General features: G+C 37.3%; 37 protein-coding genes. 13 read left to right on the forward strand and 24 right to left on the reverse strand.

Translation table 11 applies throughout. From position 1 onward, the window contains the following. Positions 1–544 precede the first annotated feature (544 nt). On the forward strand, positions 545–763 hold the full coding sequence (locus ACRHOZ_RS20545) for a helix-turn-helix domain-containing protein (protein WP_431130034.1): 219 nt from the start codon (positions 545–547) through the stop codon (positions 761–763). Beyond that, positions 760–1,593, forward strand: a complete 834-nt coding sequence (locus ACRHOZ_RS20550) for a hypothetical protein (RefSeq protein WP_431130037.1) — start codon at positions 760–762, stop codon at positions 1,591–1,593. The genes ACRHOZ_RS20545 and ACRHOZ_RS20550 overlap by 4 nt, the downstream gene beginning before the upstream one ends. On the opposite strand, the gene ACRHOZ_RS20555 is transcribed toward ACRHOZ_RS20550, so the two are convergent. Then, entirely contained in the window at positions 1,557–3,434 is a 1,878-nt protein-coding gene (locus ACRHOZ_RS20555; RefSeq protein ID WP_431130040.1) for an HsdM family class I SAM-dependent methyltransferase, read from the reverse strand. The genes ACRHOZ_RS20550 and ACRHOZ_RS20555 overlap by 37 nt on opposite strands. A 485-nt stretch (positions 3,435–3,919) precedes the next feature. Here ACRHOZ_RS20555 and xerA point away from each other — a divergent pair, with 485 nt between their 5' ends. From xerA to ACRHOZ_RS20575, 4 genes are all read left to right on the forward strand, one after another. Continuing rightward, positions 3,920–4,738 (forward strand): site-specific tyrosine recombinase/integron integrase, encoded by an 819-nt coding sequence (gene xerA / locus ACRHOZ_RS20560; RefSeq protein WP_136567480.1) that lies wholly within the window; start codon positions 3,920–3,922, stop codon positions 4,736–4,738. A 121-nt stretch (positions 4,739–4,859) separates the two neighbouring features. Next, positions 4,860–5,447 carry a recombinase family protein gene (locus tag ACRHOZ_RS20565; RefSeq protein WP_093980791.1) on the forward strand — a complete coding sequence of 196 codons (588 nt, stop codon included), beginning with the start codon at positions 4,860–4,862 and terminating at the stop codon, positions 5,445–5,447. Positions 5,448–5,455: 8 nt separating this feature from the next. After that, on the forward strand, positions 5,456–6,247 hold the full coding sequence (locus tag ACRHOZ_RS20570; protein ID WP_431130045.1) for an AAA family ATPase: 792 nt from the start codon (positions 5,456–5,458) through the stop codon (positions 6,245–6,247). A gap of 19 nt (positions 6,248–6,266) precedes the next feature. Continuing rightward, entirely contained in the window at positions 6,267–6,431 is a 165-nt protein-coding gene (locus ACRHOZ_RS20575; protein ID WP_093980789.1) for a type II toxin-antitoxin system HicB family antitoxin, read from the forward strand. 774 nt (positions 6,432–7,205) lie between these two features. Here ACRHOZ_RS20575 and ACRHOZ_RS20580 read toward each other — a convergent pair. The 22 genes from ACRHOZ_RS20580 to ACRHOZ_RS20685 form a co-directional block, all read right to left on the reverse strand. Further along, a complete protein-coding gene (locus tag ACRHOZ_RS20580) occupies positions 7,206–7,988 on the reverse strand; it encodes an SOS response-associated peptidase (protein ID WP_431130049.1) in 783 nt (260 codons plus the stop codon). Positions 7,989–8,019: 31 nt separating this feature from the next. Then, entirely contained in the window at positions 8,020–8,304 is a 285-nt protein-coding gene (locus tag ACRHOZ_RS20585) for a hypothetical protein (protein WP_431130052.1), read from the reverse strand. Between the two features lie 84 nt (positions 8,305–8,388). Beyond that, the gene (locus tag ACRHOZ_RS20590; protein WP_431130055.1) at positions 8,389–8,949 is read right to left on the reverse strand and encodes a hypothetical protein; all 561 of its coding nucleotides are present in this window, start codon (positions 8,947–8,949) and stop codon (positions 8,389–8,391) included. A gap of 172 nt (positions 8,950–9,121) precedes the next feature. Next, complete coding sequence (locus ACRHOZ_RS20595) at positions 9,122–9,958, reverse strand: DUF932 domain-containing protein (protein WP_431130058.1); 837 nt, start codon at positions 9,956–9,958, stop codon at positions 9,122–9,124. A gap of 387 nt (positions 9,959–10,345) precedes the next feature. Further along, positions 10,346–10,492 (reverse strand): hypothetical protein, encoded by a 147-nt coding sequence (locus ACRHOZ_RS20600; protein WP_431130060.1) that lies wholly within the window; start codon positions 10,490–10,492, stop codon positions 10,346–10,348. Between the two features lie 178 nt (positions 10,493–10,670). Beyond that, positions 10,671–10,922: a hypothetical protein gene (locus tag ACRHOZ_RS20605; RefSeq protein WP_431130063.1), complete on the reverse strand. Its 252-nt coding sequence runs from the start codon at positions 10,920–10,922 to the stop codon at positions 10,671–10,673. Positions 10,923–10,926: 4 nt separating this feature from the next. Further along, positions 10,927–11,172 carry a hypothetical protein gene (locus ACRHOZ_RS20610; RefSeq protein WP_431130066.1) on the reverse strand — a complete coding sequence of 82 codons (246 nt, stop codon included), beginning with the start codon at positions 11,170–11,172 and terminating at the stop codon, positions 10,927–10,929. Between the two features lie 107 nt (positions 11,173–11,279). Next, positions 11,280–11,489 carry a hypothetical protein gene (locus tag ACRHOZ_RS20615; RefSeq protein WP_431130069.1) on the reverse strand — a complete coding sequence of 70 codons (210 nt, stop codon included), beginning with the start codon at positions 11,487–11,489 and terminating at the stop codon, positions 11,280–11,282. Between the two features lie 2 nt (positions 11,490–11,491). Continuing rightward, positions 11,492–11,782 (reverse strand): hypothetical protein, encoded by a 291-nt coding sequence (locus tag ACRHOZ_RS20620; protein WP_431130072.1) that lies wholly within the window; start codon positions 11,780–11,782, stop codon positions 11,492–11,494. After that, on the reverse strand, positions 11,769–12,020 hold the full coding sequence (locus tag ACRHOZ_RS20625) for a hypothetical protein (RefSeq protein WP_431130075.1): 252 nt from the start codon (positions 12,018–12,020) through the stop codon (positions 11,769–11,771). The genes ACRHOZ_RS20620 and ACRHOZ_RS20625 overlap by 14 nt, the downstream gene beginning before the upstream one ends. Continuing rightward, positions 12,007–12,228, reverse strand: a complete 222-nt coding sequence (locus ACRHOZ_RS20630) for a hypothetical protein (RefSeq protein WP_431130078.1) — start codon at positions 12,226–12,228, stop codon at positions 12,007–12,009. The genes ACRHOZ_RS20625 and ACRHOZ_RS20630 overlap by 14 nt, the downstream gene beginning before the upstream one ends. A 49-nt stretch (positions 12,229–12,277) precedes the next feature. After that, positions 12,278–12,547: a hypothetical protein gene (locus tag ACRHOZ_RS20635; protein WP_431130081.1), complete on the reverse strand. Its 270-nt coding sequence runs from the start codon at positions 12,545–12,547 to the stop codon at positions 12,278–12,280. Between the two features lie 31 nt (positions 12,548–12,578). Then, positions 12,579–13,211: a DNA cytosine methyltransferase gene (locus ACRHOZ_RS20640; RefSeq protein ID WP_431130084.1), complete on the reverse strand. Its 633-nt coding sequence runs from the start codon at positions 13,209–13,211 to the stop codon at positions 12,579–12,581. A 4-nt stretch (positions 13,212–13,215) separates the two neighbouring features. Further along, positions 13,216–13,698 carry a hypothetical protein gene (locus tag ACRHOZ_RS20645; protein ID WP_431130086.1) on the reverse strand — a complete coding sequence of 161 codons (483 nt, stop codon included), beginning with the start codon at positions 13,696–13,698 and terminating at the stop codon, positions 13,216–13,218. 2 nt (positions 13,699–13,700) lie between these two features. Next, a complete protein-coding gene (locus ACRHOZ_RS20650) occupies positions 13,701–14,042 on the reverse strand; it encodes a hypothetical protein (RefSeq protein WP_431130089.1) in 342 nt (113 codons plus the stop codon). Between the two features lie 10 nt (positions 14,043–14,052). Then, positions 14,053–14,496 (reverse strand): hypothetical protein, encoded by a 444-nt coding sequence (locus ACRHOZ_RS20655; protein ID WP_431130092.1) that lies wholly within the window; start codon positions 14,494–14,496, stop codon positions 14,053–14,055. 47 nt (positions 14,497–14,543) lie between these two features. Further along, positions 14,544–14,771 (reverse strand): hypothetical protein, encoded by a 228-nt coding sequence (locus ACRHOZ_RS20660; protein ID WP_431130094.1) that lies wholly within the window; start codon positions 14,769–14,771, stop codon positions 14,544–14,546. A 103-nt stretch (positions 14,772–14,874) separates the two neighbouring features. Then, complete coding sequence (locus ACRHOZ_RS20665) at positions 14,875–15,153, reverse strand: hypothetical protein (RefSeq protein WP_431130097.1); 279 nt, start codon at positions 15,151–15,153, stop codon at positions 14,875–14,877. A gap of 31 nt (positions 15,154–15,184) precedes the next feature. Continuing rightward, complete coding sequence (locus ACRHOZ_RS20670) at positions 15,185–15,739, reverse strand: hypothetical protein (RefSeq protein ID WP_431130100.1); 555 nt, start codon at positions 15,737–15,739, stop codon at positions 15,185–15,187. Next, on the reverse strand, positions 15,740–15,910 hold the full coding sequence (locus ACRHOZ_RS20675; RefSeq protein ID WP_431130103.1) for a hypothetical protein: 171 nt from the start codon (positions 15,908–15,910) through the stop codon (positions 15,740–15,742). A 299-nt stretch (positions 15,911–16,209) separates the two neighbouring features. Continuing rightward, positions 16,210–16,905 carry a hypothetical protein gene (locus tag ACRHOZ_RS20680; protein WP_431130105.1) on the reverse strand — a complete coding sequence of 232 codons (696 nt, stop codon included), beginning with the start codon at positions 16,903–16,905 and terminating at the stop codon, positions 16,210–16,212. 5 nt (positions 16,906–16,910) lie between these two features. Then, positions 16,911–17,549, reverse strand: a complete 639-nt coding sequence (locus ACRHOZ_RS20685) for a tyrosine-type recombinase/integrase (RefSeq protein ID WP_431130108.1) — start codon at positions 17,547–17,549, stop codon at positions 16,911–16,913. A gap of 218 nt (positions 17,550–17,767) precedes the next feature. Here ACRHOZ_RS20685 and ACRHOZ_RS20690 point away from each other — a divergent pair, with 218 nt between their 5' ends. The 6 genes from ACRHOZ_RS20690 (at position 17,768) to ACRHOZ_RS20715 (ending at position 23,518) form a co-directional block, all read left to right on the forward strand. Beyond that, positions 17,768–18,235, forward strand: a complete 468-nt coding sequence (locus tag ACRHOZ_RS20690; protein WP_431130111.1) for a hypothetical protein — start codon at positions 17,768–17,770, stop codon at positions 18,233–18,235. Between the two features lie 12 nt (positions 18,236–18,247). Continuing rightward, a complete protein-coding gene (locus tag ACRHOZ_RS20695; protein ID WP_431130113.1) occupies positions 18,248–18,727 on the forward strand; it encodes a hypothetical protein in 480 nt (159 codons plus the stop codon). Between the two features lie 133 nt (positions 18,728–18,860). Beyond that, positions 18,861–19,673, forward strand: coding sequence for a hypothetical protein (locus ACRHOZ_RS20700; protein ID WP_431130116.1), 813 nt, complete (start codon positions 18,861–18,863; stop codon positions 19,671–19,673). Positions 19,674–19,717: 44 nt separating this feature from the next. Continuing rightward, entirely contained in the window at positions 19,718–20,845 is a 1,128-nt protein-coding gene (locus tag ACRHOZ_RS20705) for a DUF4268 domain-containing protein (protein ID WP_431130119.1), read from the forward strand. 72 nt (positions 20,846–20,917) lie between these two features. After that, entirely contained in the window at positions 20,918–22,723 is a 1,806-nt protein-coding gene (locus ACRHOZ_RS20710; RefSeq protein ID WP_431130122.1) for a phospholipase D-like domain-containing protein, read from the forward strand. Positions 22,724–22,738: 15 nt separating this feature from the next. Then, complete coding sequence (locus tag ACRHOZ_RS20715) at positions 22,739–23,518, forward strand: NERD domain-containing protein (RefSeq protein ID WP_431130125.1); 780 nt, start codon at positions 22,739–22,741, stop codon at positions 23,516–23,518. 162 nt (positions 23,519–23,680) lie between these two features. On the opposite strand, the gene ACRHOZ_RS20720 is transcribed toward ACRHOZ_RS20715, so the two are convergent. After that, positions 23,681–23,932, reverse strand: a complete 252-nt coding sequence (locus ACRHOZ_RS20720) for a hypothetical protein (RefSeq protein WP_431130128.1) — start codon at positions 23,930–23,932, stop codon at positions 23,681–23,683. 331 nt (positions 23,933–24,263) lie between these two features. On the opposite strand from ACRHOZ_RS20720, the gene ACRHOZ_RS20725 reads away from it, so the two are divergent. Next, positions 24,264–25,167, forward strand: a 904-nt coding sequence (locus tag ACRHOZ_RS20725; RefSeq protein ID WP_431130131.1) for an IS110 family transposase, incomplete at its 3' end; no start/stop codon positions are given.

The raw sequence follows: 25,167 nt of genomic DNA on the forward strand, positions 1-25,167 counted from the left end.
CCGTCAAAAAACAGTGATATCTTTCTAATTATCAATAATTTCAAAGAACATTTTAAAATTTATAGTAGACACTAGTGGGTGCAAATATATAATTAATTATGTATTTAAGCAAATACTTAAATACATAATTACGAATTTTGGGAAAGTTTTAGCTCTTTTGGTTTTTAGAGCGTTGGATTTATGTGTTGGGAAAAACCGAAAGTGCTAAAATATGCGGCTGGTTTTCAGCTTGTGGGTAACGGTCTTGTATATGAAAAGTAGCGGATTTTTAAGCACTAACTTTTCGGTTTTTAACAGACTTTAAATATATGATTTTCACTTTGATTAAGCACTAAACCCGCTATTTTTTATATACGTTGTTACCCACTGGCTTTATTCCGTTCAGGTTGTTTTTCAGCGTTGGCAAAGACATACTCTTTTGCAATTTTTGCTTATGTATGGCTGAAGCGAATTGCAAATGTGTATGGCTTTATGCGTGGGATTTATTTTCAGATGTTACTTATAGTCTTTGATTTATAGTCAACATTTCCCCAAATTTGCAATCGTGGAAATAAAGTCTAAAATAGGAAACCGTATCAAAGAATTAAGAGATGTCAAACAAATGTCTCAAAAGGATTTAGCTTATGCGTCTGATTTAGACAGAAGCTACATTGCAAGTGTCGAAAACGGACAGAGAAATATTTCAATAGTTAATATTGAAAAAATTGCTATTGCGTTAGGAGAAAACTTGACTACATTTTTCAATTCAAAGATATTTATATGACATTACAAGATTGCGTAAATAATATTAAAACGACTGTAGAAAATGCAATTACAACAAATGGAACTGCAGGAAAAACATCTGTTATTAGGTCGCAAGGCGTTATTAATATGTTACACGAAGTTGTTAAAACTTCACTCATAAACGTTGGCGTTAATGCCAATTTAATTCATCCACCATTAGGTCAATCAAATGGTGAAAAGACATTAGCAGGATTTTTAAAGTTTAAAAAACAAGATATTTGTGTTTTCCCAAATAATAAACCTCAAATTGTTGAACCATTAGATTTTAATGGCTTGTACGCTACTGGAGTTACTGAACCTTATGGCGAATTATTTACAGAGCATATTTTGTCAGTAAATGTAAGAAGTCAATTGAGTAGTATTGGTAATAATATTGATACTATGTACGAAAGAACTTATGCCGAACCTTTGAATTTGCACAGAAGACTGCCTAAAATGGTTTTAGGAGAAGTTTATCTACTTTCAGTTAGAGAATTGGATTCTGCTCAAGTAGCTTTAAGAAATGTTGCATATAAGCCTCATACGGCTTCTGTCGGTAGATATATTGAAAGATATATTAAAGGTTTTGCAGCTTTGAATATGAGAAGTAGTCAAAGAGATGACGATTTTAAATATGAGAGAGTAGCGTTAATATTGGCTGATTTTTCTCAAACTCCTGTTAAGATTTATAGAAATAATACAGAATTAAATGCTGATGGCATTTTACCTGCTGGTTCGACTGCGGATATGACGAATTTGAGTTATGATGGTTTTGTTGATAGGTTGACGGAAGTTTATGATAAGAGATTTGGAACAGGAATATTAAGCTGATATTTATCAATTAAAAATTCATCAATTTCCATTTTGTCATCAAGACTATTTAATAATTGAATTTCTTCTTTTGTGAAGTTTGGAATGGAGAATTTTTCAATAAAGTTTTTCTGATAGCAAGGAAATCCTCCTTGAATAGAAACACTTGTGTTGCTTACATAATAATCCATTACAATAGAGTTCAAAATTTTCTGTACAACTAAAATGTTTTCTTCTTTTGAAAGTTCGTGAGTAGAATCCTCAAACAATGTTGTTTTGTTAGAAAGGTCTCGGTCAAAATAAATTCCGTAACCATTTGTATAATAGGCATCTTCTTCTGGAACGAATAGAAATCTTGGATGTTTACTAAATGTTGGGGTTAATATTTTTTTACCAAAACGCGTAATTCCTTGCGTTCTGCCCCAAACATAAAAAGGAAAAAATACTTTTTTCCCTTTACCACGACCTTCTAATTTTTCTTTCTCTGAAAGTAAAAATTCGTAACATTTAGGATATTTAGATATAAATTCATCTTCCAAAATTGGAACTGCATTTTTGGAATTTGTATGATATGGCGTAATAATTCTTAAAGTATTGTTTTCAATATTTTTTTGACTTTTAAATTTAGATATTTTATAAACAGGTCTCGTTATTTCTTTTTCAATTAGGAAAGTTCCGTTTTCTGTGGTTTTTGTTAAATATCCGTTTTTTTCGTTTGCAGAATCTACAAAAAAGACTTCATCTTTTAAGGTTGCAATTCCAACTGCAATATTGAATAACTGTTTTATTGGAGTCCCAATTCTCTCAATTGTTTTAATGTTTTCTTGTTCCTTGGTTTTTAATAGTCTCCATTTACTAACATCTAAATTTTCTAAATAATTAGGCGAACCATTTGCTGAAATCAAAAAATCTGAACAAGATTGTTCGTTTTTAATTTTATCAAATAAAATAGAATCGTTAGCCTTTTTATTAACAAAAGTAATTGCTGTGTATGTTTGAGCATCAAAAACTTTTTTATGCCTAAAATCTACAATTCTTGTTACGCATTTATTTTGCAAAAAATATTGACGAAGTGATAAGGCTGAAAGCGAAGTAAAATAATTATTTGGAGTAATATATCCTAACTTTCCATTTTTAGCCAATAATTTATGACCTAATTCAAAAAATGCGAAATACAAATTGAAAGTTCCGTTTTCAATACTTTTCCAATTATCAATTAAATACAGTCTATTTTCGTCACTTAAATCCTGGAATTTAACATAAGGTGGATTTCCAACAATTATTTCAAATTCATTTTCCCAATCTGCTTTTAAACTATCTTGATTATAAATATTGAAGTCAGAATCTTCAATAGTTTCATTGTTTAGAAGTCCAAAAAGTGATAAGATTATTTTCGAGCGTTTTACATTATAATCTAAAATATCAGAGCCATAAATATTTTCTTTGATGGTTTCCTTTACGCTTTTCTTAAAAGTCTTTTGATAATATTCTACCAAGCCAATTAAAAATGCTCCACAACCGCAACTTGGGTCTAAACATTTATCTCTGTTTTTTGGTGAAGTTTCTTTAATAATAAAGTCAACGATATAAGTAGGAGTAAAGAAAGCTCCGTTTACTTTTCTGTCGTTTTTTGGGATTAATAACTCAAGATAATTTTCTAAAAGTTTTAAGTCTTTAATTTCAAGAGTTGAAACAAGTAAATAAATTTCTGGTTCCGTTTTAAAATCAGCTAACAGTTCTGAAACTATCGGACTTTTGCTTAATTCTAAATCGTTTTTTTGAAGAAAAGAATAAATGAGATGTTTCTCAATGAGGTTTATCTCGTGAGAATTAAGTAGTTCATTTATTATGCTTTTATTCATTTTATTTCTGTTGACTATAAGTAACAAAATTAGACTTTTTATTTGAACTATCCAAATCGTAGCGGTGGGAAAATTTTTGCTCTTTTGGTTTTTTCAGCGTTGGCTTTGTGTATCGGCAAAAAACCGAATGTGCTAAAATGTGCGGCTGGTTTTCAGCTTGTGGGTAATGGGCTTTGTTTATGGCGTGTGAGGCGTGCCTCACCAGGAGCCATCATTACGCCTCATAGGTTATAAGTGTAGTCGATGGCCGTACCTTTTGCTCCAGTGCCAGTTTAAAATTAGGGAAAACTTCCTTAGGTATGGGGTGTAATGTACAAAGCCCATCGATGGCGATAAGCAAAAGGGAAGCGTGCAATGTACGTGATTTTGCGTTCCCGAAGGGATATGGCCATCGACTACTGGATATCCGGAAAGTTCCGCATAACCATATTGATGTTGGATAAAAATAGTACTTTTTCACTATAAATCGATATCTTCATATTATTATGTCATTGCCTGATTTTGTGAAAATATTGGAGGTTAAGCGGTATAGCAGGAACACTATAGAGAGTTACTCTTCCATCGTAAAGATGGCGACTCAATTTTTTGAAAAGCCACTGAACAAGATTGATGAAACCGAACTTCACAGGTACTTCTATCATATGGTACACACCAAGAAAGTATCCTATTCCTACCAGAAACAGGTAGCGATGGCCTTGAAGCTGTATTACAGAGAAATTTTCGGTCAGAACATTAACTTGGAATATCTATTTCCGAGTAGAAAGCCAAATAAGCTCCCCGTAGTCATCGCAAGAAAGGAAGTTCTTAAAATCATTGAAAAAGCCAACAACATCAAGCATAAGAGCATGATAGCCGTGGTCTACAGTGCAGGCTTAAGGGTAGGCGAGTTGATTGCACTTGAAATCAAGGATATAGATTCATCCAGAATGGTGATACATATTAAATCAGGAAAGGGCAACAAGGACAGGATAGTACCCTTATCTGAAAAAACCTTGTCAATGCTTCGTGAGTACTATAAAGAATATACGCCCAAACGATACCTATTTGAAGGCCAAAAGGGAGACAGGTATTCTTCGTCAAGTTTCAACAAGCTTCTCCAGGCTGCTGCCAAAAGGGCGAGAATAAATAAAAACATCACCGCGCATACCTTGAGGCACAGTTACGCAACGCACCTATTGGAAAATGGTACCGATATTAGAATCATCCAAAAACTTTTAGGGCACAATTCCATTAAGACGACCATGATTTATACCCAAGTTACTGAACCTACTTTGTTGAATGTGACAAGTCCTTTTGATGATTGAACCGCTCCATAAATTGGCCGTTTTACGGAACAGCTTAACTATAATCGAAAAGAATCCGATTCCAGTTCCATTTGTCGTTCTTTTTAGTAGTTTCGTTATATAACCTTTTACGGAACCAAATATGACGGTCGGATATGCCAGGGTGTCCACACCCGAACAAAAGTTGGAAGCTCAGATTGCCTTGCTCGAAAAAGAGGGTTGCGAGAAAATCTATACCGATATCGCCAGCGGTACAAGAGATGATAGAAAGGGCCTGAACGAGATGCTCAAATACATGAGGAAGGGGGACACCATTCTTACCTACAAAAACGATCGTGTTTTCCGTTCCCTGAGAAACATGGTGGAACTCATAGACCGCTTCAACGAGGCCGGGGTACACTTCAAAAGTCTGAGCGAACCGGAATTCGATACGACTTCGGCAAATGGGAAATTTCTTCTACAAATCTTTGCTGCGGTTGCGGAATTCGAGAGAAACCTAATCAGTGAACGTACCAAAGTGGGACTGGACAATGCCAGAAAACGAAACAAGCTTTTGGGCAGGCCCAAGGGTGCAAAAGTGGAAACAATTGAAAAGTACCACTACGCCAAACATCTTTATGAGAACCAAGGGGTCTCAATCGATAATGCATGCAAGCGGGCAAAATTGGGAAAGACCTCTTTCTATAGAGTGGAAAAATCACTAATGGCGGATTCAACCGTTAAACCCTGAACCGATCTATGCCGTACCTATCGTCACTTAGCGTTATAGCGGAACGGACCCATCCGTTTCCCTACGATGTCAGTGCTATCAAGTTTGCAAAGGATATCGATGTGTCCGCACCAGTCACATTTATTATAGGGGACAATGGAACGGGGAAGTCCACTTTACTTGAAACATTGGCACTTCGTTTACAACTCCCACATATGGACGGGTTCGGATATGGCAAGAATTGTTTCAAGGCGGCCCGTTCGCTGAGACCTTATCTGCAATTGAACTGGAAAATTGAGAGGCCAAGGGGATTTTTCTTCAGGGCAGAGGACTTTGGTGATCTCTTGAACAGTATCGATAGGGAGGATGCCAGGCTCCACGAGTCGTTCAAGGATATCTATGGTGAAGTTCCGGACCGTATCATCCAGGAAATGAAGGATAACCAAAACTATCAGATTTATAAAATGCGGCAGAACTACGGCCAAGACCTTCAGGGGTTTTCACATGGGGAAGCTTATCTGAAAATAATGGACGATACCATAAATGGAAGTGGGATATTCCTGCTGGATGAACCCGAAGCAGCATTGTCCCCATCAAAACAGTTGTCATTGCTCTATTTCATCCAAGCACACTTAAAGGCCCATATGTCCCAATTTATCATTGCCACGCATTCACCCATGCTTATGGCGTATCCCGGAGCAAATATTTATGAGGTGACGGACAAAGGAATGAACAAGGTATCATTGGAGGAAACGGAGCACTATACCATTACCAGGTCGTTCTTACAAAGTCCGGAAAGCTATCTGAGGTTTTTGAAATAACATATCCTAAATTTGATTTATGGAATACGAAATTATTTATGAGAAGAGCAGCGATGGTTGGAGTGCCTATGTACCGGAACTTCCCGGGTGTACTTCCGCTGGTGCCGATAGAGCTGAAATCGAGAATAATATCAAGGAAGCCATTGAATTGCATTTGGAACTCCTTCACGGACAAGAACACTGAAAAGAGCTTACCGTGGTTGTTCCAATAAACAAAATAGGAATCTCATTATCGCATAAACATAAAATAGAACACTTGGGCAGTACGTTCAATAAACCCTATTGCACATTACATCCATATAGACCAATAAATAAAACTGGGGAATTTAATTAATCGATAAACACCAGTGTTTTCGGTATTTCCGAGCAAAGTTTTCCGTTTATGCAGCTATGTGGTCATCGGGCGGTTTCAGCCGCTATGCGTTCACTCCCAAATCAAAGTTTATATTGATTTCTCCTATATTTTTTCCAGTTACGGGTGCGTTTTGAAAATTTTGAGTTTGTAGTCTCTATTCCATGAGGGAAACAGAACCAGCAGCCACCCATCTTACGGTAGTTGTCAATCCTTGAAATGCGGATATTGGATATCTTCTTAGGAAAATCAATATGCCCCTCTTGGGTAAGACCAAAAGCTTTTATAAATCGCTTTGCATGTTTCACGATTTCAATGTTTTAAGTGAATACTTAGAACATTGAGCCTTTTAAGAAAATGGAAAGAAACATAATCGGTTTATTTCCGTAAAGATAGTCCATTAACCGTTTTGCGCCCAAGTCGTTTTAAAAGCCATGAAATGGTAGTGTAATCCCGAAACGGGCTAGCGTCCGTAAAAAATTGTATTATAATAAATTAGGTAATTTAATTGGGCATTTTGTTCAATTTTGGGACGATGTCAAAGCGGAAAGCTAATGTTTTCAATGCCTCCGAGCTATATTGACACTTTTCGCAGCTATGAGGTCACTAGGCCCATTTGGTATAATCTATGTTAAAATCGGTATATTCAAATTTGTCCGCTATTTGCGGTACATTCCCCCGGTAGGCTTTCCCCCGGAGCCTATCTACCGTATGAAACTCCAATTCTTCTTGTGGATAGGGCTTAAGAAGTCCTTTCAAATGTTTTTTCTGTGCCTCCCAGTTCTTTTCATCATAGGGCATTATCCATTCCTCTTGGGAACTTTCATCCAATATCACTGGCATTCTTGGTCCAAACTTTGCTTTTGGGTTGTTATGTAGAATGGACATCAATGGATTTGGTTCGGTTGTAACTATGGCAAAAGTATTCCAAAGACCATTGTTTTCAGGATCCCGCCACTCGCTCCAGATACCGGCAAACACCAAGGGCTGCTTGTCCTTTTTTCTTATATGAAATGGGTATGTAGCCCCACCATTATGGTGATGCTCAAAGAATGCGTCGCAGTGAACAATACATCTCTTTCTCTTAGCGGAATCTCTGAAGGATGGCAATTTAAAAACGGTTTCCCCCCTGGCGTTAAGCGTATTGTTCCAGAAACTCTTGTCTTTCGCATCTTCAGGAACCAGACCCCAGGTTGACACCTTCGGAAAGTATGGGTCTTCATCGGTATATATCAAGATAGATGGGTGATCAAATCCTTTTGAGTGATGGAGTGGAAGGTCCGTAAACGGTACCAAACGCTCCATTATTTCTTCCACTGCATGTGCATCCCCGTCTCGTTCTGCTCTTAATAGTTGTGTTTCAAGCTGTGCTTTAATATCGTAACACATTGTAAATCATTATTATTTCTCCCTTAATTTATTAAAATTCTTCGTTTCTCATTATTTCCCACCCTTCTTTTGGTAATGAATTGTATCGATCATCAACTACCATAATTGAGCATGTAAGCAATGGATATCTATAACAAAGATGTATTCCATCCATCTTGGATTCAAGGAAGAAATTCTTCATTAAAATGGGTTTGTTCTCCTCCAGGTTCTTCAAACGAAGTTGCCTGTAGTATTCATGCCTTCCTATTTCTTCCATAAGCTCCTTTATTACCGTTGTTTTAGTATAAATTGTTTTGTATTTATGGAATATTGCCATTTTTTAGGATATATTCCAAATTTATACAATAATTCAATCCATGGTGAATTATTTGCTCGGCCAACTTAGGTTAGCTTAACTAGCTTAAATAGTAATACGCTTTGGAGAAGGAAACTTTATGGGGTTCTCACACATTTCTAGACACAACCACAGCATGTATGAGCACATCCATTTATTTGGATTGTTGCCGAAAGCACAATTTATATATTGTCTCCAACATGGAGATGAACATCTGATATATTCCGGGTCCCCTAAATCCAACTCATCTATCTTCTTTGCTTTCGCGCCCTGATTACATCCACAATCTTTGGTGCTCTCCTCACCACCAGCAGAAGCCATCGTATCGGTTACTGCATCTGCTAATTCACCTATCATGAACTCTTGTTTGACCCTTGCTTCACAATTTACCTTACATTTTTCTCTTATATAGAGCGTACATGGGTCGGTCTGGTTTTCTCCTTCCCGAAAGTGGACGATCTCCTTGGTATCAATCTTCATTCTCCATAAGCTTCTACGGCTCATAACGAATGAGGTCGTTTTTTCATCGGACGACTCAATAAATCCAGTAACCTCGATTATTCCCGCTTTGTCTTTGGCCAGGCCCAGGATTGGATCTACTGTGGGCAATTTGTCTTCATTTTTCATGATGATTTGTTTTAAATTGATTTTCAATAAGTTAATTATTGAACGCGCGGATTTTTTGTTAAGTTGTAGGTATTGTAATTACCGTTGTATTTTCTGTCGGTATTATAGTATAATTATCATTAGGGAGCGTAAAGATTGTCCGGATTAATAGGTTCCGGACGGACCTGGCAAACTATGCCATTTCGAGAATTTCATCAAACAGTACCTTGTCCAATTTTTCTTGCTGAGAAAATGATTTTTTCATATTCCGGTGTAAAACGGCATTGAAGGCATTGTATCCTAACCATAGGTTTGGGTTGGTTCCCATGGCCAAAGCTTCGTTGTCCAAAATTTTTAGAACTTCTCTCGCTTTTTTTGAAGGATTCATGTTCTTATCACTACACCCGTATTTAAAGAGCTTGGTCCTCTCCAGTACCTCCTGTACAAATTTCTTCGTATCGAGAAGCTCAACGGATTGCATCTTCAGGAATTTCTCGACAATGCTATAGAACTCGTTGTTCATGAACCTGTTGAAAAGTGAATTCAAGCGCGGCATTACCAGGTGGGTATTGTTCTTTGTGTGTCGTATTGAAAAGTGTATGTTGGCCTTGGCCACATGCAAGCCATTGGAACATACCATCCTGTAAAATCCGAAATGTCCTGAAGTTCTTTCGCTGCCGTCATAGGAATTCTTGAACCGCAGCATCGGTAGAATAATGTCGTCCTTGTGCTTTACAGTGAATTGGGACTTATCGCTTATGATGAACTCCATTACGAAAGCTCGGTCATCTCGGTTGATTGTTTGCAGTTCAAAGTTCAATCCGGAGTTTTGCATCATCTCTTCAGCCTTTTTGAAGAAAATTTGGTTAGGTAGGTGGCCATAGCTGTTTGAGACTACATTGACAATTTTGCCATTCGAGGTGATTACCCTTTCCAGCCCTCTTCTCGTTGGCATACCGGTTAACCCTGCCAGGTTCCTCACTTCTGTTTTCGTGTAGATTTCATCTTTGATCAATTTTTCTAAATACATGATATCGGTTTTAATTAAACATTTTCCGATTGAAATACAGTCCAGAAAAGGGGAATCAAGATGGAATTAGGCAGATCCTGCCGGTAGTAAAAATTGGGGGACCCGCGGTGGTTCCGATTTTTACTGAATCTATCTTGATAGGAGGGAAGGGGACTGTTAGATTTAGAAAATGTTTAAAGGACTGCCGATATTGGAAATGCATTAAACAAAGGGAAGTGCATTTGGACGATTTGTAAGAAAATTACTTGGTGGGGCTATGGTATCTTCTTAGATTAGGCGCATGCCAACCCTAATTAAGACAATGCAGCCGGTCTTACCGTTCCCCACAAACTATTTTAACTATAAATGGATTCATTTCACCGGGATTGGCGGTGGCGGCTGCGTTTTTTATGGAACTTGCTTTTCCAATAGATAGTCCAGTGCTGCAATTTTTTTCTTAAGTGTGGATCTCTTGACAAACAACAAAGCGCTTGTTTTCTTCAGCTCAGACTTATTGATACTGCTAAGCTCTTCAATGTACTTTTGATTGTACATTCCCTTAGATTTCAAAATTTCTTGAATCTGCTGTACAACCTGCATATTTGGCTTAAGACTAGACATCTAGATATAAACGCTTCAAGTAGGGTGATTCTTATGCCTATCTAGGGCCTGTTTTGCAAAATTTCGACAAAATGCATTCCATGTTTCAGGGTAAAAGGACAGGAAAACTTATTCAATACTGTATTGGAGATAGGAACACCAATAGCCTTGGGTGTTTACCAGATACATGGCTCCTTCTTATTACCCTGAATAGGTCCCCATTAAATAGGCTCAAGTCTTTTGCAAAATCCTCGTCCATTTCGTGCTCGGGGATAACAAAGGTAATCTCATCATCAAATAATGGCTCGGTCAGAAAAGTGGCAATATGATCTTTTCCTGAAAAGTTAAAATCCGGATGTTCAAAAACGACTCCTACTGTTACCATGGGATTAGAAATTTAGAAAATGGTTGACATACCCAATTGGTAGGTAATCATGGTCAAATTTGTACTTTGTCCAATAAACCACATACCCTTTCTCGTGCATGAATTTGCCATACATGCTCTTGCTCCTTTGAACGGACAAACGTTGTTCGCCAACATCCTCAAATGACCGGTTGAAAATAATCCCTTGCCAGACCGAAAGCTTAATCTCAGGCTGGTTGTTTAAGTTCTTCTTCGTCTTGGTAGTTATCATATTCAGTTAAAGTTTCAATTCTTAACCCGATATCCTGTTTTGACATACCGGACTGAAAGTGTAATTCTTCCGGTAAGCTATCAATTTTAAGTCATTACGGAATAGACCTAAATCTCTTGTACGCTCACAATGCTAATGTCAAAATCCGCAGTTGACACGGTAATGTGTACATGTTTATTGTGATATTCTTTTTCTAAAGAAGAAACCAACTCCAGAACATCCCTTCGTATGGGTTTTTGCATATCGCTAATATTTCCGGTACCTTCCTCTTTGCCGTCTTTCTGATTTCGATAATTGACTTTGTATTGATAATTCATTCTTATGACTTTTTTTCCTTTAACCTGGTGATGGTGATTCCCCTGTTTTCATCAATTCGTATACGATGGAAATAACAGCTTCTATTGAGACTATCGTGCACATCTGCATAATGTGTGGCGTGTTTCATTACATCGTCGGGAAACCTGGCTACACATTTGTCAAAATCCATGTAAAGGACCCTCTTGGCCATTTCTATCCCATCATCTATATCATGGCAATACTCAGCATCCAGATTCTCCCCATCCCTGTTGTACCAAATTACCGCAATCTGCGCCCTTTCAAAGTGTTTCACCTTTGTCTTTGTTAAATTTATTATCCCTATAAATCACTTCATCGTGTTTAAGGCCCATAAGCGCCTTACGCAGACTTTTCTTGGTAAGCTTTTCCGGAAATACATTCAATGTATCATCGGCAAAAATGCTCTTTAAATCTTTTTGCACGGCATCTTCCCCTTCATTCTTCAATTTCCGGAGTAGTCCTTCAGTATATAGCCTGATACCTGTGGAAAAGCCATCTTCATCGTGCCCCATCCTTGGTTTCGTTTATAGTTTCCAAATACTCTTTTCGGGCAATGTGCCACCGTTCAAACAGTAGTTCTTTATCGTCATAAAAACCTCCAATATCACTATTGTTTACTGACTCGCCAAAAGTTTCATTAACCAAATCCTCGAACTGAAAATAGAGCCATGCTTCCGTCTTGCTATCCTTCACCATCATTGCCGATGCAAGTGTCCTCATGCATTCGTTAATAACCTTTTTGTCCATTAGGGTTAAGTTCTTAGCCATATCAAAAATCTCCATGTTGCATTATCAGGGCATCCAGGTCCAGACAAAGCCATCGATAGTCTGCTGCAGGATCTTCTTCGATGATTCGATTAACGGCTTCCAGGGCTTTCCCAATATCCTCGAACCACCATCTAGAAATCCTTGGTTCTTCATCCAAAAGATGTTCTACCCTACTGCTGTTTTCCATGATCCATCCCATTACCGGAAGTGAGGGCGTATGATTGGTTTTGAAATCGATTTGGTGTGGAAAAGCGTCTAATTTGTTTTTCATAGTTACCTGTGATAAGCATCTTTAAAAATAGTCAATGATTTGATTCATAAAAGGCCTGGGCAAACCCCATCGGAGTCTCACTCCTAATTTCCTTCGTTCTTTCCGATTTGCCACCAAGCTTGGCCCACATAAAGGACCCCTTTTGTCCTTTGGAGTTTGTGTAAATCTTTGGCTCGACCATATTTGTGGGCAGAGGAGGCCTGAAGTCTCCCCACAGGCCTGTTTTTTTGGTATATGCATCTCCATACCAATAGGGCTGAAAGTACCATGGTTTCCCGAGTTCGGGAACGAGCTTTGCTATCCTACCTACGGGATTCTCTATTGCCCAAAAATCCGGCATACACAAATCAATTATCCTCAATGTCTGGTGCACCAGCTCTACGCTCTTTTCGGTAATACCGGCTTCATCCTTCTCCTTCCACCACCTTGCCCCACTGGATGAAAAATCAGTACAAGGCACACCGGCAACAATTCCATCCACCGTGCCATAATTATCAAAAATGTGCTCATAGAAAAAGTCTGCACAGGCATCCTCTATATTACTGAATCTTGAGTAAAGGTCGGATGTATGCTTTCTGTCCCACAAAATGACGTTCCAGCCATTTTCGAAATAAGGTCTTGCCCAATTTCCTGAGTAATCAAAGAGGGATAGTAATGTCTTCATTCCATTAAAATAATTTTAGTTCTGAATAGACCTCTGGAAGAAAGACTGTTCGGAACTGTCCTTTCCCAAAGCGAAAAAGCCCCCATTCCTTATTGAATTCATGGACTAGAAGTATAGCGGCCCTATGGTTATGGCCATGGTCCGAAGCATCTCCTTTTTTAAAAAACTTAAATGGCTGCAGCCCTATTAGTTGTTCCTGTGGCCATTCTCCATACAACGAAAAAATACTTGAATTAAAGTTGATTTCGCATTCATTGGGTTTGCCCATATCTACTTTGAACTTTTTCTTTTGTGTTAGGCAGTAATACCAAAAGAAGCTGCCTTCCGGTCCGCTCTCGGATCCGCAGTATAGATATGGTTTCCCACGGTCCCAAAACTCGGCCAAAGGATAAAGATTTACATCTTTGTAACTGGCCAAACAATACGGGAAACAAGGGTCATCAATGAATGTCTCGTATTTCTTTAAATTGGCTGGTGACTTTATCATTATTAAAATAGCTCAAGTTGTTTTTCAGCTTTTCCCTTGGGCCTCACCTCCTGAGCTGGACCTAACATCAACATTGGTTTTCCTTTGTACACGAACTCGCGCCCCACGTAACCTCTTTCTGTTTTTGTGAACCTTTCTTCCGGATAGTTCAACTTTAACTCCAACGGAATGGCTTCATAGATAGTTGCTGCTATCCATCCTTCCTTGCCACTGCTGACGGTTCCGGTACATGCAAATAGTTTTTGTTGGTGCCTAAAGAATCCTTTCACCCTGTTATCTTCCAATAATTCTTTACAAGAATTTAGATTGCAAATTGTTTCCATAAATTCATATGATACTTTCATAGAAATAGAACTAAGAGGTTATCTTGTAAATCAAGTTTCCGATAAAGGCCGCTCTTTTGGCTACCGGAAGACTTTTGAAGGTAGATTTCATGAATTTGATTTCCTCCTCCAAAGGTGAAGTGGGCTTTTTGGAGTTCCGTATCTTGATTTCCACTTGTCTGCTTTCTTCCTCATATTTTCTAAGCTCCGGAAATAAAATAAAGGTTGATACCCCTTTGCCTTCCTTAAACAGTAGAGATGTGGGAATAGTGTTTTTGTTATATGAGATTGTATCAGAATCCTTAAAGGAGCAGTCGTAAACCGAACCTATTGTACCTTTTTTGAAGAGTTTTGTGCCAAAGGACCAATTGCGCCCCAAAGAGTCATCGTTATTTAGTGTTATGTATTTATGCCTAACACTGTTTTCCGAGTTGAGCCACTGGCCCAGATACATGATTCTACCTTTTACTTTCATAATAATAACTTACTTCTAAGTTACTATTATAATAGTAATTAAGCAAATTATTTTTCCCTTATTTTCTGATACTCTGCAGTAATGGCCAGCTCCAGGTATTTGTCGAGCTTTGCTTCGGTCAGCAGCTTGAGGAAAACATTCATTGTAAAATTCTGATTCTCAATGATTTTATTAACCCTCTGTGTAGCATATTTTTCAGGAAATCCAAGCGCAACTCCAAGACTTCTTTTGGATTCATGCTTGCTCAAAGCAATTTCGATTAGTTTTTCAATCATAAACGAATTTACTATTTATATAGTAACATTAATGACTCACAAGGCGTTTTAGAGATTCGGAATAACGATGCTGGAGCGGCTTTTCGAAAATGGCGCACTTTGGCTAGATCTCACTTAATTCCCTTTCAAAAATCAAATGTACCCCCCTGGCATCACTTTCAATAAAATCAAAATTCCTTTCTACCAATACGGCTCGAAATACTTCTTCAGAAGTACCAGGAATATTCAAATAAAATTTATCGCCTATTACTGGTAGTTGATTCAAAGCTTCATACAGTTCGCGAACTTGGTTATTCAACGCTTTCGAGAAATTGTCCCGGTGCTCAAGGAACACATCTTGATCATCAACGGGCATCGGTTCAAAATCAGTAGTTATTCTCATCGTCAAAAGGAAAAATTAAAATAATTGCCTCCTATTTGAATATAACCTTTTCCATCAAATTACTTGATTCTGCATCGCTATCGTTGTATCTCCAATGTGTTAGATTGATGGTCTTGTCAAGATGCAGGCCTCTAAGTTCAAATATGATATTGTCAAGCTCCGGAAACAAATCCAGTATTTCATTTAGAGCCTGGTTATATGTCTTTTTTGGTTCTGGTTTTGGAACATCCTTTCTTATTTCAGAGTAATATGTGTTGAAATACATTAACAGGTATTGCTTTTGCTCCCTTTCAAGCTTACTACAAAGCGCTGATAATTTATCTTCAATTTTTGTGTCGTTCTTTTTTATTTGTTCAGAACCCAGAAGTACGGTGGACACCATTGATAAAGCGATAAGGCCAATCAAGCAAAACAAAGCGACATTTATTTCTTTGAAGTTAACCGGAAAAAAAACATGGGTGAAAAGACCCATCAATAACAACAATAACACTGCAACACTACAGGAAATAAGCCATTTTTTAGCTCTTCTCCTTGCTCTATTCATTTGCTGCGTATGCTCTATGAAATTGAAACTTGTAGTAGTCATTTAAGGCATTTTTATTTTATTGAAAGTATTACTAAACAAAACTGTAAGTTTACCATCTAGTTCGGATAATTCAATTATTTCATTTTCAGTTCTTTCTTTTGAACTTTGATGTTTTTTAATTAATTCCTTCATTAGACTAATCTCAGATAAAGAAAACACTTGTTCTTCCATGGTGTATGATTCGTCCTTACTGTTTCTCTTTTCCTTCACAATAAAGTTACTATTTAGATAGTAACAAAACAACTTTTACTATATCAACTTCTCAATTTTTTTAAAAGGTGGATGGGAAAACTTCCCACCATTTCTTCACCCTTGTTGTAGTTCCAAGAACACTTGACATACCCTTCTGATTCCTTTCGAACAACATGCATTTTTGTGCCTCTGGAGGCCAATCTAACAATATTATTTTCTTCAATCCCCCCATTGTCTCTACGGTTAGTTTAACTAGTTTAAATAGTTAAAGAATTGTTCTACTGAATCTTTTTTGAAACAGATCCTTCCTCTGGGGCCATTGGCTTTTTATGAATAATCATTTCCTTATTCTTTGGAAAAGTGTGCAACCCCAACATTCTGTCCAGCCTTTCAATACTTGTAGTATACTTAGTATTTTCAAGGTATCCCTTTGGAAAGCCCGAAACATTGACCCTACGGTTGTCCAACTCATTCGCTACATCATATAAAAACTTTCTCCACCAGTCGAAATAAAAATATTTGAGTCGAACAATTTCTTTTTTGTGCTGTTCATGGAGAGAAAGCATGTCGTAAAAGGCCATTAATTGTATTACGTTAAGGAATTCATACAGCTCCTTTTTCTCTTCTTCATTATTCTGTCTGTTTTCGACGGAATATAACATCAGTATCCTTTCTTTGTAACCAGTTTCATTATCCCACTTTAGTTTAACCCGCCATGCTGTTTTTCTCACATCTGTCATTGAATCATCAATGAACTTCTCGAAAAGGGATACTCCTTCCACTGATTTATTACGCTTGGCCCTATCTATTGCTATGTTCAATGAGTGCAGCGCGCCAGCAAAACCAGATGCCGTAATAGAAACTTGGATAACTTTTAACCATACATCCTCGTCCAACACAGAATGAAACGAAAATGCAAGAATTCCAAGTGATAAAACGAAAACAATTACAACGGTTAATAGGATTTTTTTCATTTAGTTTATTTCCAAAGGTTATTGAACCTACTTCCAGCTATTTGGGTATAGATTACGGTATGTTTTGGGTCTCGGTGGCCAAGGTAATCCTGAATCGTCCTTAGATCGGTTCCGTTATCTGCCAAATAATATCCACAACTATGCCTAAGCATATGCGGTGTTATCCGGAAACCAAGTTTCACTGAGGCAGTTTCCATAATGTAATTAAGTGCTTTTCTTGAAAAGGGTTCCTTTCGCTCATTTAAAAAAAGATAATCGGATGTACCCATTTTCTTTCTCAGCCTTAAATATCTCTTTAAAGCACGAACTTCATCACCTGTCATTGGTTGATGCGTGGACAGACCCTTTTTAATTCTACGAACATAAATCCTATGCGAATCCATATCGAGATCAGTCATCCTAACATCGATAAGTTCCGATACCCGAAACCCATGCCGGTACATCATCAGAATCATTATATGGTTCCGGATTGGGTGCCTGGTCTTTTTCAGATATTTAAAAAGTGCTTCAATTTCAGAAGTGGTCAAAAAGAACTTTCCTTTTTCCGAATGGTTGGTCGGAAGATCCTGGGGCCGCTTTTTTTCACTCTGGACATTTCGCCCGTTGGAGTCTTTTTTGAAATTTTCTTTGGAATCAGCTTTCATTAGTCCAAAAATAACAAACTCTGGACATAATACATATTTTGTCCAGAGTCAAGATGTTGGTATAATCCTTATTACTCAAAGTAAAAACACCTAAATTTAAGTGATTAAGAAGTGTAGTCGATTTTTTTTTGAATATAATATTTTGATTACAACATATATGTCATATTGAATAGAACATGTAAACTAATAAATAACCAAAGAACTAAACAACATACCCAATGTACAAAATACCCTGGTGGGAAATTACCCTAGGACTCAGCAATTTAACTCTGGCTGGAATAGTTGCCTGGTCAACGTATAAAAACGCAAAAAAAGACAGAAGTGTTCATATCGCAGATAAGCGGTCGGATTGGAATAAGAACTTTATTGATATTGTTTCCGAAATGCAACTACTGCAAGAAAAGATTTTGCTTCAAAGACTCTCAACCAAGAGCCTTAATATTGAAATTGATGAGGAGTACCAAAGACTAATGTTTTTGAGCAACAAACTTGGTTTGATGTTCAACAAGGATGAGCAAGGTTACGAAATATACAAAGTGGAAACAGAAATACATAACGCCATCATTTCCAAAAATTTGGATAAGGTTTTAGAGTTTTCAAAGAAGTTGGACAAACTTGCACATGATATATTGGGCAAACAACGCAAAATGATTGCTGAATTGGATTCCAAAAATCCATTAATTTAAATTCTACTGGTTATGGAAGGTGAAAAGAAAAAAGTCAAGTTCATAAGTTATACATGGTGGATTTTCATGTTGATAGGCATTATTATCGGGTTAGCGAGTTCTGATTCTAGATATAAGGATAGTCAACCCATAGCTTTCGCATTTATTGGTGCAACAAACGGAGCATTAATTGGTGCCCTTATTGGATATTTGATGGACAAGGCACAAAATTCCAATATAGCCCGTAAACTAAATGAAAGCATCGAAAGTCATAAGGCCGAGCAGGAACTAAACAAGAATATTAAGAATTCCATGAACATTTATCATGATGCGGTTCACAGATTTCAGTTCCTATCGAATGACACACTTAAGAAAAAATTTGAAGCTAAGGATTCTGAAGAAACCAATAATATGGAACAGCTTGCCTTGGAGGAAGAAATGGTGAAAAGAGGACTTTTGGATTATTCCCCAATGCATGAAAAAATGGAAAAACTTAAAGGGAAATTTAAGTAAACATGTCAACGAGAAAAGCCCATTTGACATAATGAAAGTTATAGTACATGTTAATTAATTGGTTGTCAGTAGTTTAACATTTATGCCTTTTGTAGAAATTTCTTTTCACCAAGGAGAAAAATAATCATTTTATATGGATCTAGATTCGCTTTTAAAATTTACAGAATCATTTAAAAGGGAGATTCTTGAAATGAAATTACATTCCGATGATGTGCGGAAGAGTTTTTTTGGTTTGGTATATTCAGGAATATATGATTATTACATAGGTAAGGCATCCTACCAAATATGCGAATATATCGGTACTGGAAATGTTAAGTTCGATGAAAAGATCTATCACTTTCGGGAACACGCACATAGATTGCTTGAGATTCATAACATCGGTAAACTGTCAGATGGATATTACGGAAATCTTAATAGACAGATAACCTATACGGTTTGGACATCTTTTGAAACTACCATCTCAATGATTTTTGATTTCCTTGCCAATGAAGATGACAAAATTTCCATAATCGAAAGGATGAACCAAAAGATCTTCAGGGCAATTCAAACTCTTTCCCAGGATGAAAGACGGGTCATTAGCAATGCATTGATTAAAAACTCGTTTATTCCCCTGATAAGGAAGTTTAATTTCATTGTTAAAAGAAATCCAGAATCATATACGGGCGATATTCGTTTGGACAGGGAATTTCTGAACTTCACCAACAAAATGAGAAACTGTTTAATCCATACCAATGGGGTTTATTACGGCAATGATTATATATATGAATTTTTGGGTTCGGAGTTTCGGTTTAGAAATGGTGAAGTCTTTGAACAAAGGGGAACAAATAGCAGGGATATTTATTTGGATATTGCCATTAACCTGAAAAAAATAATTGAGAACTTAATGCCTTGCATTTCTGATATTCCACATATCGGATATCCCGATGATGGCCAAAATGAGTCTTAGAAATAATCAATTTATTGCCAACCACCTTAAATGAACCCATAGCAATGTTTTTAATTAACAAGGACAGAAATCAAATAGAGAAAATATCGGAAAAGACTTTTAGGGAGTTAGGCTTCCGAGAAAGGGAAAACCTTCAGGAATGGCTTGCGGGAAATCCAAATGCACTCGGTGAAGAGCTATTGGTTATCCAAAAGGAATTTAGTGGTTTTAGTGACACAAACGAAAGGCTCGATTTGCTTGCCTTGGACAAGCAGGGAAACCTTGTCATTATAGAAAACAAGTTGGATGATAGTGGTAGGGACGTTACTTGGCAATGTTTAAAATATGCGTCCTACTGCTCCAGTTTAAAGAAATCACAGATCATTAAAATCTATCAGGAGTTTCTGACCAAAACAAACTCATCATTGAAAGCAGAGGACTCAATAAGTGACTTCCTAGAGGGTCTTGAAATCGAGGAAATTTCTCTTAATTCAGGTCTAACCCAAAGATTGATGCTCGTTTCGGGTTCATTTAGGAAAGAAGTTACGTCAACCGTCATTTGGTTGTTGAACTACGGTATAAGGCTGCAGTGTTTTCAAGTAACCCCCTATTCCCTTGGAGAACAGCTATTTCTAAATGTGGAGCAAATCATACCTATGAAAGAAGCGGAAGAATTTTCAATCAGTATGGCAGAAAAAACGCAGGAGGACATAGCTTCACAGGAAGAAATCAAGAACAGGCACATTGTAAGAAAGAAATTCTGGAACCTGGTCATCAATGAAATGAACAGTAAATCTGATCTATACCAAAATATCAGTCCCAGCAAATATAATTGGATTGGGGCCGGTTCCGGTGTCAGGGGTGTTGGATACAATTTTGCTGCATCAAAAAATTACTGTCGAGCCGAAATATATATAGACAGGGGCGATAAAGCTGAAAATGAATTCGTTTATGATTTCTTGTTCAACAAAAAGGATGAAATAGAAACAAAATTTGGTGGCCGTTTGGAGTGGGAAAGACTTGATGACAAGCGTGCTTGTCGCATCAAATATGAGGACAAAAATTTCAACATATTTGAGCCCGATACTTGGGACTCAACGATCAGAAAGATAACCGATGGAATGCTTAGAATCGAAGAGGTGATCAAACCCTATCTAAATGAAATAAACAGAAAAGTAAAGGCCCTTGGTTAGTGCTTTCTAAATAGAAACCCATGGGCGTTTCTTGTTTTACTTAAATCCATAATAAACAACCATAATGACTTAATGAACCAAGAAGTACATTTCAAAAATATTCGTTCAGAAATCTTACGGAATTTGGACAAATGTGAATCCGATTTAATAATTGCCGTAGCTTGGTTCACTGACAAAAAAATCATTCAGAAGGTCAATGCGCTTTTATCAGAAGGTGTGAAGGTCGAAATCATCATTTACGATGACCATATCAATAAAAAGGAACTCTTTGAATCATTGTATTACAACAAAGCAAGGATATATCTATCCAAGAAACTGATGCACAACAAGTTTTGTGTAATTGATAGAAAGACCGTCATCAACGGTTCATACAACTGGACCATCAATGCTTCTTCAAATGATGAGAATATTCAAATCACCCATGACCAGCCTAGCTTTGCGAAGCAATTCATCAAGCAATTCAGTAATCTTGCCTCAAGCTGCAGACCGATAGATGATTTTTTTGATTATTCTTTATCAAGGATAAATGAAATCGAAAATGAGTTTGAAAATTTCTATTCCAATTGGCCCAACTATCCTCTGCCATATTTCGTGAATACGCCATTGCTCAAGGTCGCGGATGTAAACAAGGATTCAAGAATTCTTAAACATTTATATTTTATAAAATCCCGGGAAGAGGAGCGCTCTTATCTGTGGTATCATTTTATTCTCAAATCAAGCCACTCACTCAATAAACTGCTAAGAATAAGAAATGAAAAAGTGGTTCTTCCGGATAAATTTGATTTCGTACATGCAACAAAATGGGACTCTAATCATATCGCCAAATTTGATGAGAAAACCAGTGTTGTAGAAAAACATAAAACCAACCGCTACGACTCATCCTACAACCGTTATTATATATACGAAATTGATAAATATGGAACACCGACTTCTGAGGAGTTCCGTTTTACCTATAAGTTGACTGACTGGTTGTACATAATGCACTTGAGTGGCCAGGGTAACAAACCATACTTCATTACTAAAAACCTGAAGAAATACCCCATCAAATACTCCGTGTGGAAAATCTTGGCCAATAAGGCTCTCCTTTGTAGTGATTACATAAACTTTAAAAGCCGCCTAGGTCTGGTAAGCTTAGAAAACAAAGTGGTAATTCCATTTAGGTTTGACAACTATGTAAGAAATATACACGATACCAAAGTTGACGAAATCGACCATGTGGATTTCATTGAATATCCAATACTCGTAAAGGATAAGGGATTGATAAGAAAACTGTACGTCGATTACAACAGCTATATTTCAAAGGATCATCTGATTCATAGGTATTCCCTTTCAGATTATTCGTTGGTCTCCATTTCTAGATCAAAGGGCAAGGATGAGCATGAAGAATTTGTTTTCTCAAGTGAGGAAGAATATAAATACCAGGAATTTTATAATTCAGTTATTACCCTTTTGTCAGAACATAGTATTAGCGTAAATGAATTTGATACATTAAAATCCAAATTAAGAGTAACAAACAATACAGGTTACAGTAACCTAAAATCAATAGTAAACGAATTCAGAATAAAAAAGGAAGTTGAAGCTCAATTTACAGCAAGACAACAAACTGTCGCTAAAAAAGAAGGCTGTTATGTGGCCACAATGGTATATAATGGTTATGATCACCCAAAGGTCAGGATTTTAAGACGCTTTAGGGACATCCATTTGATGCGGAGTGTTCTTGGGAGATGGTTTATTGCTAAGTATTATAAAAGCTCCCCAAAGTTTGTAAAGTATGCAACCGGAAAACCCTTGTTGATAAAAGTAACCAAAGGCATAGTGGATGCCCTTGTTTTCTCGGTAGGATTCTTTCAATCAAAGGCTGGCCAAGTAAGCTCTTAAATAAAATTTGATAAAATGCCCGAAACCAATATGGATAGCTTAACGCCATATTTGCTCATAACAATAATTTTAGCTGCTCTGGCCTATCGCCTATTCAAAAAGTACTATCTCCCGAAAATCTATGGTTCGTTAGGTGAATTTTACGTTTCAAGAACCCTAAAAAGACTTGGCCAAAAAGACTACATAGTCCACAACAACATTTATTTAGAGAAGAATGGCAGAACTTCTCAAATCGATCATCTGGTAATTTCTATTTACGGAATCTTCGTGATTGAAACCAAAACCTATAAAGGTTGGATTTATGGAAATGAAAACTCAAAGTATTGGACTCAAACCCTCTATAGGAAAAAATACAAATTGTACAATCCAATTCTTCAAAATTGGTCACATATTAACTTTATCAAAGGACTCTCAAGAAGCCTGACATTTAACCATTACTTTCCCATTGTGGTATTTGCTGGAAAAGCGAAATTGAAAAGAATTGAGTCGTCCGTACCTGTCATATACCGACGGAAACTTATCAGAACAATAAGAAGAAAAAAAGATGTTCTGTTTACCCATGGTGAAATGCACAAAATCAATGCGGTTATTCTAAACTATCTAGTGTCGGGTTCAAAAATCAAGAAAGAGCATCGTAAGCATACAAAGAAAACAGTTAAGCGGTCTAAAAAGAGAACGGATTTCAGAGCTTGTCCTAGATGTGGAGGAAAACTGGTAGCCAAGGACGGCAAATATGGGAAGTTTTATGGTTGCTCCAATTACCCAAGTTGCAACTTTACAAAAAACATCAAATAAGGCCCGCCCTTTTATTTTAAGAAAATCACAAAACAGCCCTTCACGGTAGATATTGTGGGCTTTCACCATAAAAGCTTTAAACTGCTCATTTATTGAATGTTAATTTGACATGAAGCCATATGAAAATGATACAATAAGGACGTGGTTAAATCAATACTGGAACTAGGTCTTCAAAATCAGAATAAACTCTTTGATTGTTCCCTCGAAGTATGCTTTTTTCAAATAGCTTGTAAAAAACTGTTCGCTATAATTATATGTGCCCTTGACCCTTAATTTAATCTCCTCAATAATCTCCGGATTCTGTTCCAGGTATTGAACTATTTTTTTTCGAAATGCTTCCCTTTGATATTCTTCAACCGGTTGGGCAATATAAAGCCCAAAATACAGATCCAAGAAATTGATGTGTCTATCCATATTTCCACCTTCAAAGTAGTAAGGATAATTGTCAATGGCAAACGAAGTGCGCAGCCCAAATCCTTTAGATTAGCTTTCAAATAAAAACCAATGGTCATGATGTTAAAAAGAGGGGGTCAGGGGGAGACTCATTACTTCCTTTTTTGTGGATAACTTTGGTTTTTGATAAAAGGGAGCGGGGTGAACTCAGCCCAAATCCGGGTTAATGACCCAAGGTAAGTATTAGTCCCCTTTCCCTTCTAATTCCGGTTACAAGGACCAAATAGAATTTTAGGAAATACCTGTTAAAGGTTTTAGTCAACGTAACCTTCTTAAACAATAAGCTGAAATTATGAAAATCACAGAAACCATTGGTATCGATGTAAGCAAGGCCAGCCTTGATGCCCACATCCATTCCAACAAGAGCAAGAGCACTTTCGAAAACTCAGAAAAAGGGTTCGGACTGCTTGTCAAATGGGCATACACCAATAGTGGACATCCTAAGGAAAACATTCTATTCGTCTTTGAACATACCGGGCTTTATTCCGAGAGGCTGTCGGAACACCTTTCTTTATTGGGAATCCCATATACTATCATTCCAGGGCTCCAAATCAAAAAATCACTAGGAATTGTCAGAGGAAAAGATGATAGGATAGATGCAGCAAAGATTGCTTTATACGGCTACAGATTGAGAGAGGAAATCAAGATATCGAAGGCCCCATCCAAACAGCTGATGAACTTAAAAAAGCTTCTTTCATTACGGGAAAGGCTAATTAAACAAAGAGCGGGTTACAAAGCCAGTCTTAAGGAGCAAAAAAAGGTACTTGCTCAAAAGGAGTTTGGGTTGTTGTTCAAAGTCCAGAAAAAAATGATTTCAGAACTTACAAAACAGATAAATACAATCGATGCTGAAATGGAATCAAAGATTAAGGCCGATGTAGAGTTGAACCGAATTTTTAGGCTTTTATTGACTATCAGGTGTATTGGGAACCAAGCTGCCATAATGCTCATAGTACATACCGAAGGGTTCAGCAAGTTCAAGAATGCTAGACAGTTTGCTGCCTATTGTGGAATAGCACCATATCCACATCAATCAGGTACCAGCATCAGAGGGAGATCAAAGGTCAGTCCGATGGCCAATAAGACAGTCAAAAGTATTCTCAACATGTGCGCCATGTCTGGAAACGCCGGACATAGTATACCACCCTCGCCGGATGAAAGTGAACCACCCTCGCCGGGCAAAGTGAACCACCTGC

The sequence above is a fragment of the Flagellimonas flava genome (assembly GCF_050617915.1).
GTDB classification, from domain to species: domain Bacteria; phylum Bacteroidota; class Bacteroidia; order Flavobacteriales; family Flavobacteriaceae; genus Flagellimonas; species Flagellimonas flava_A.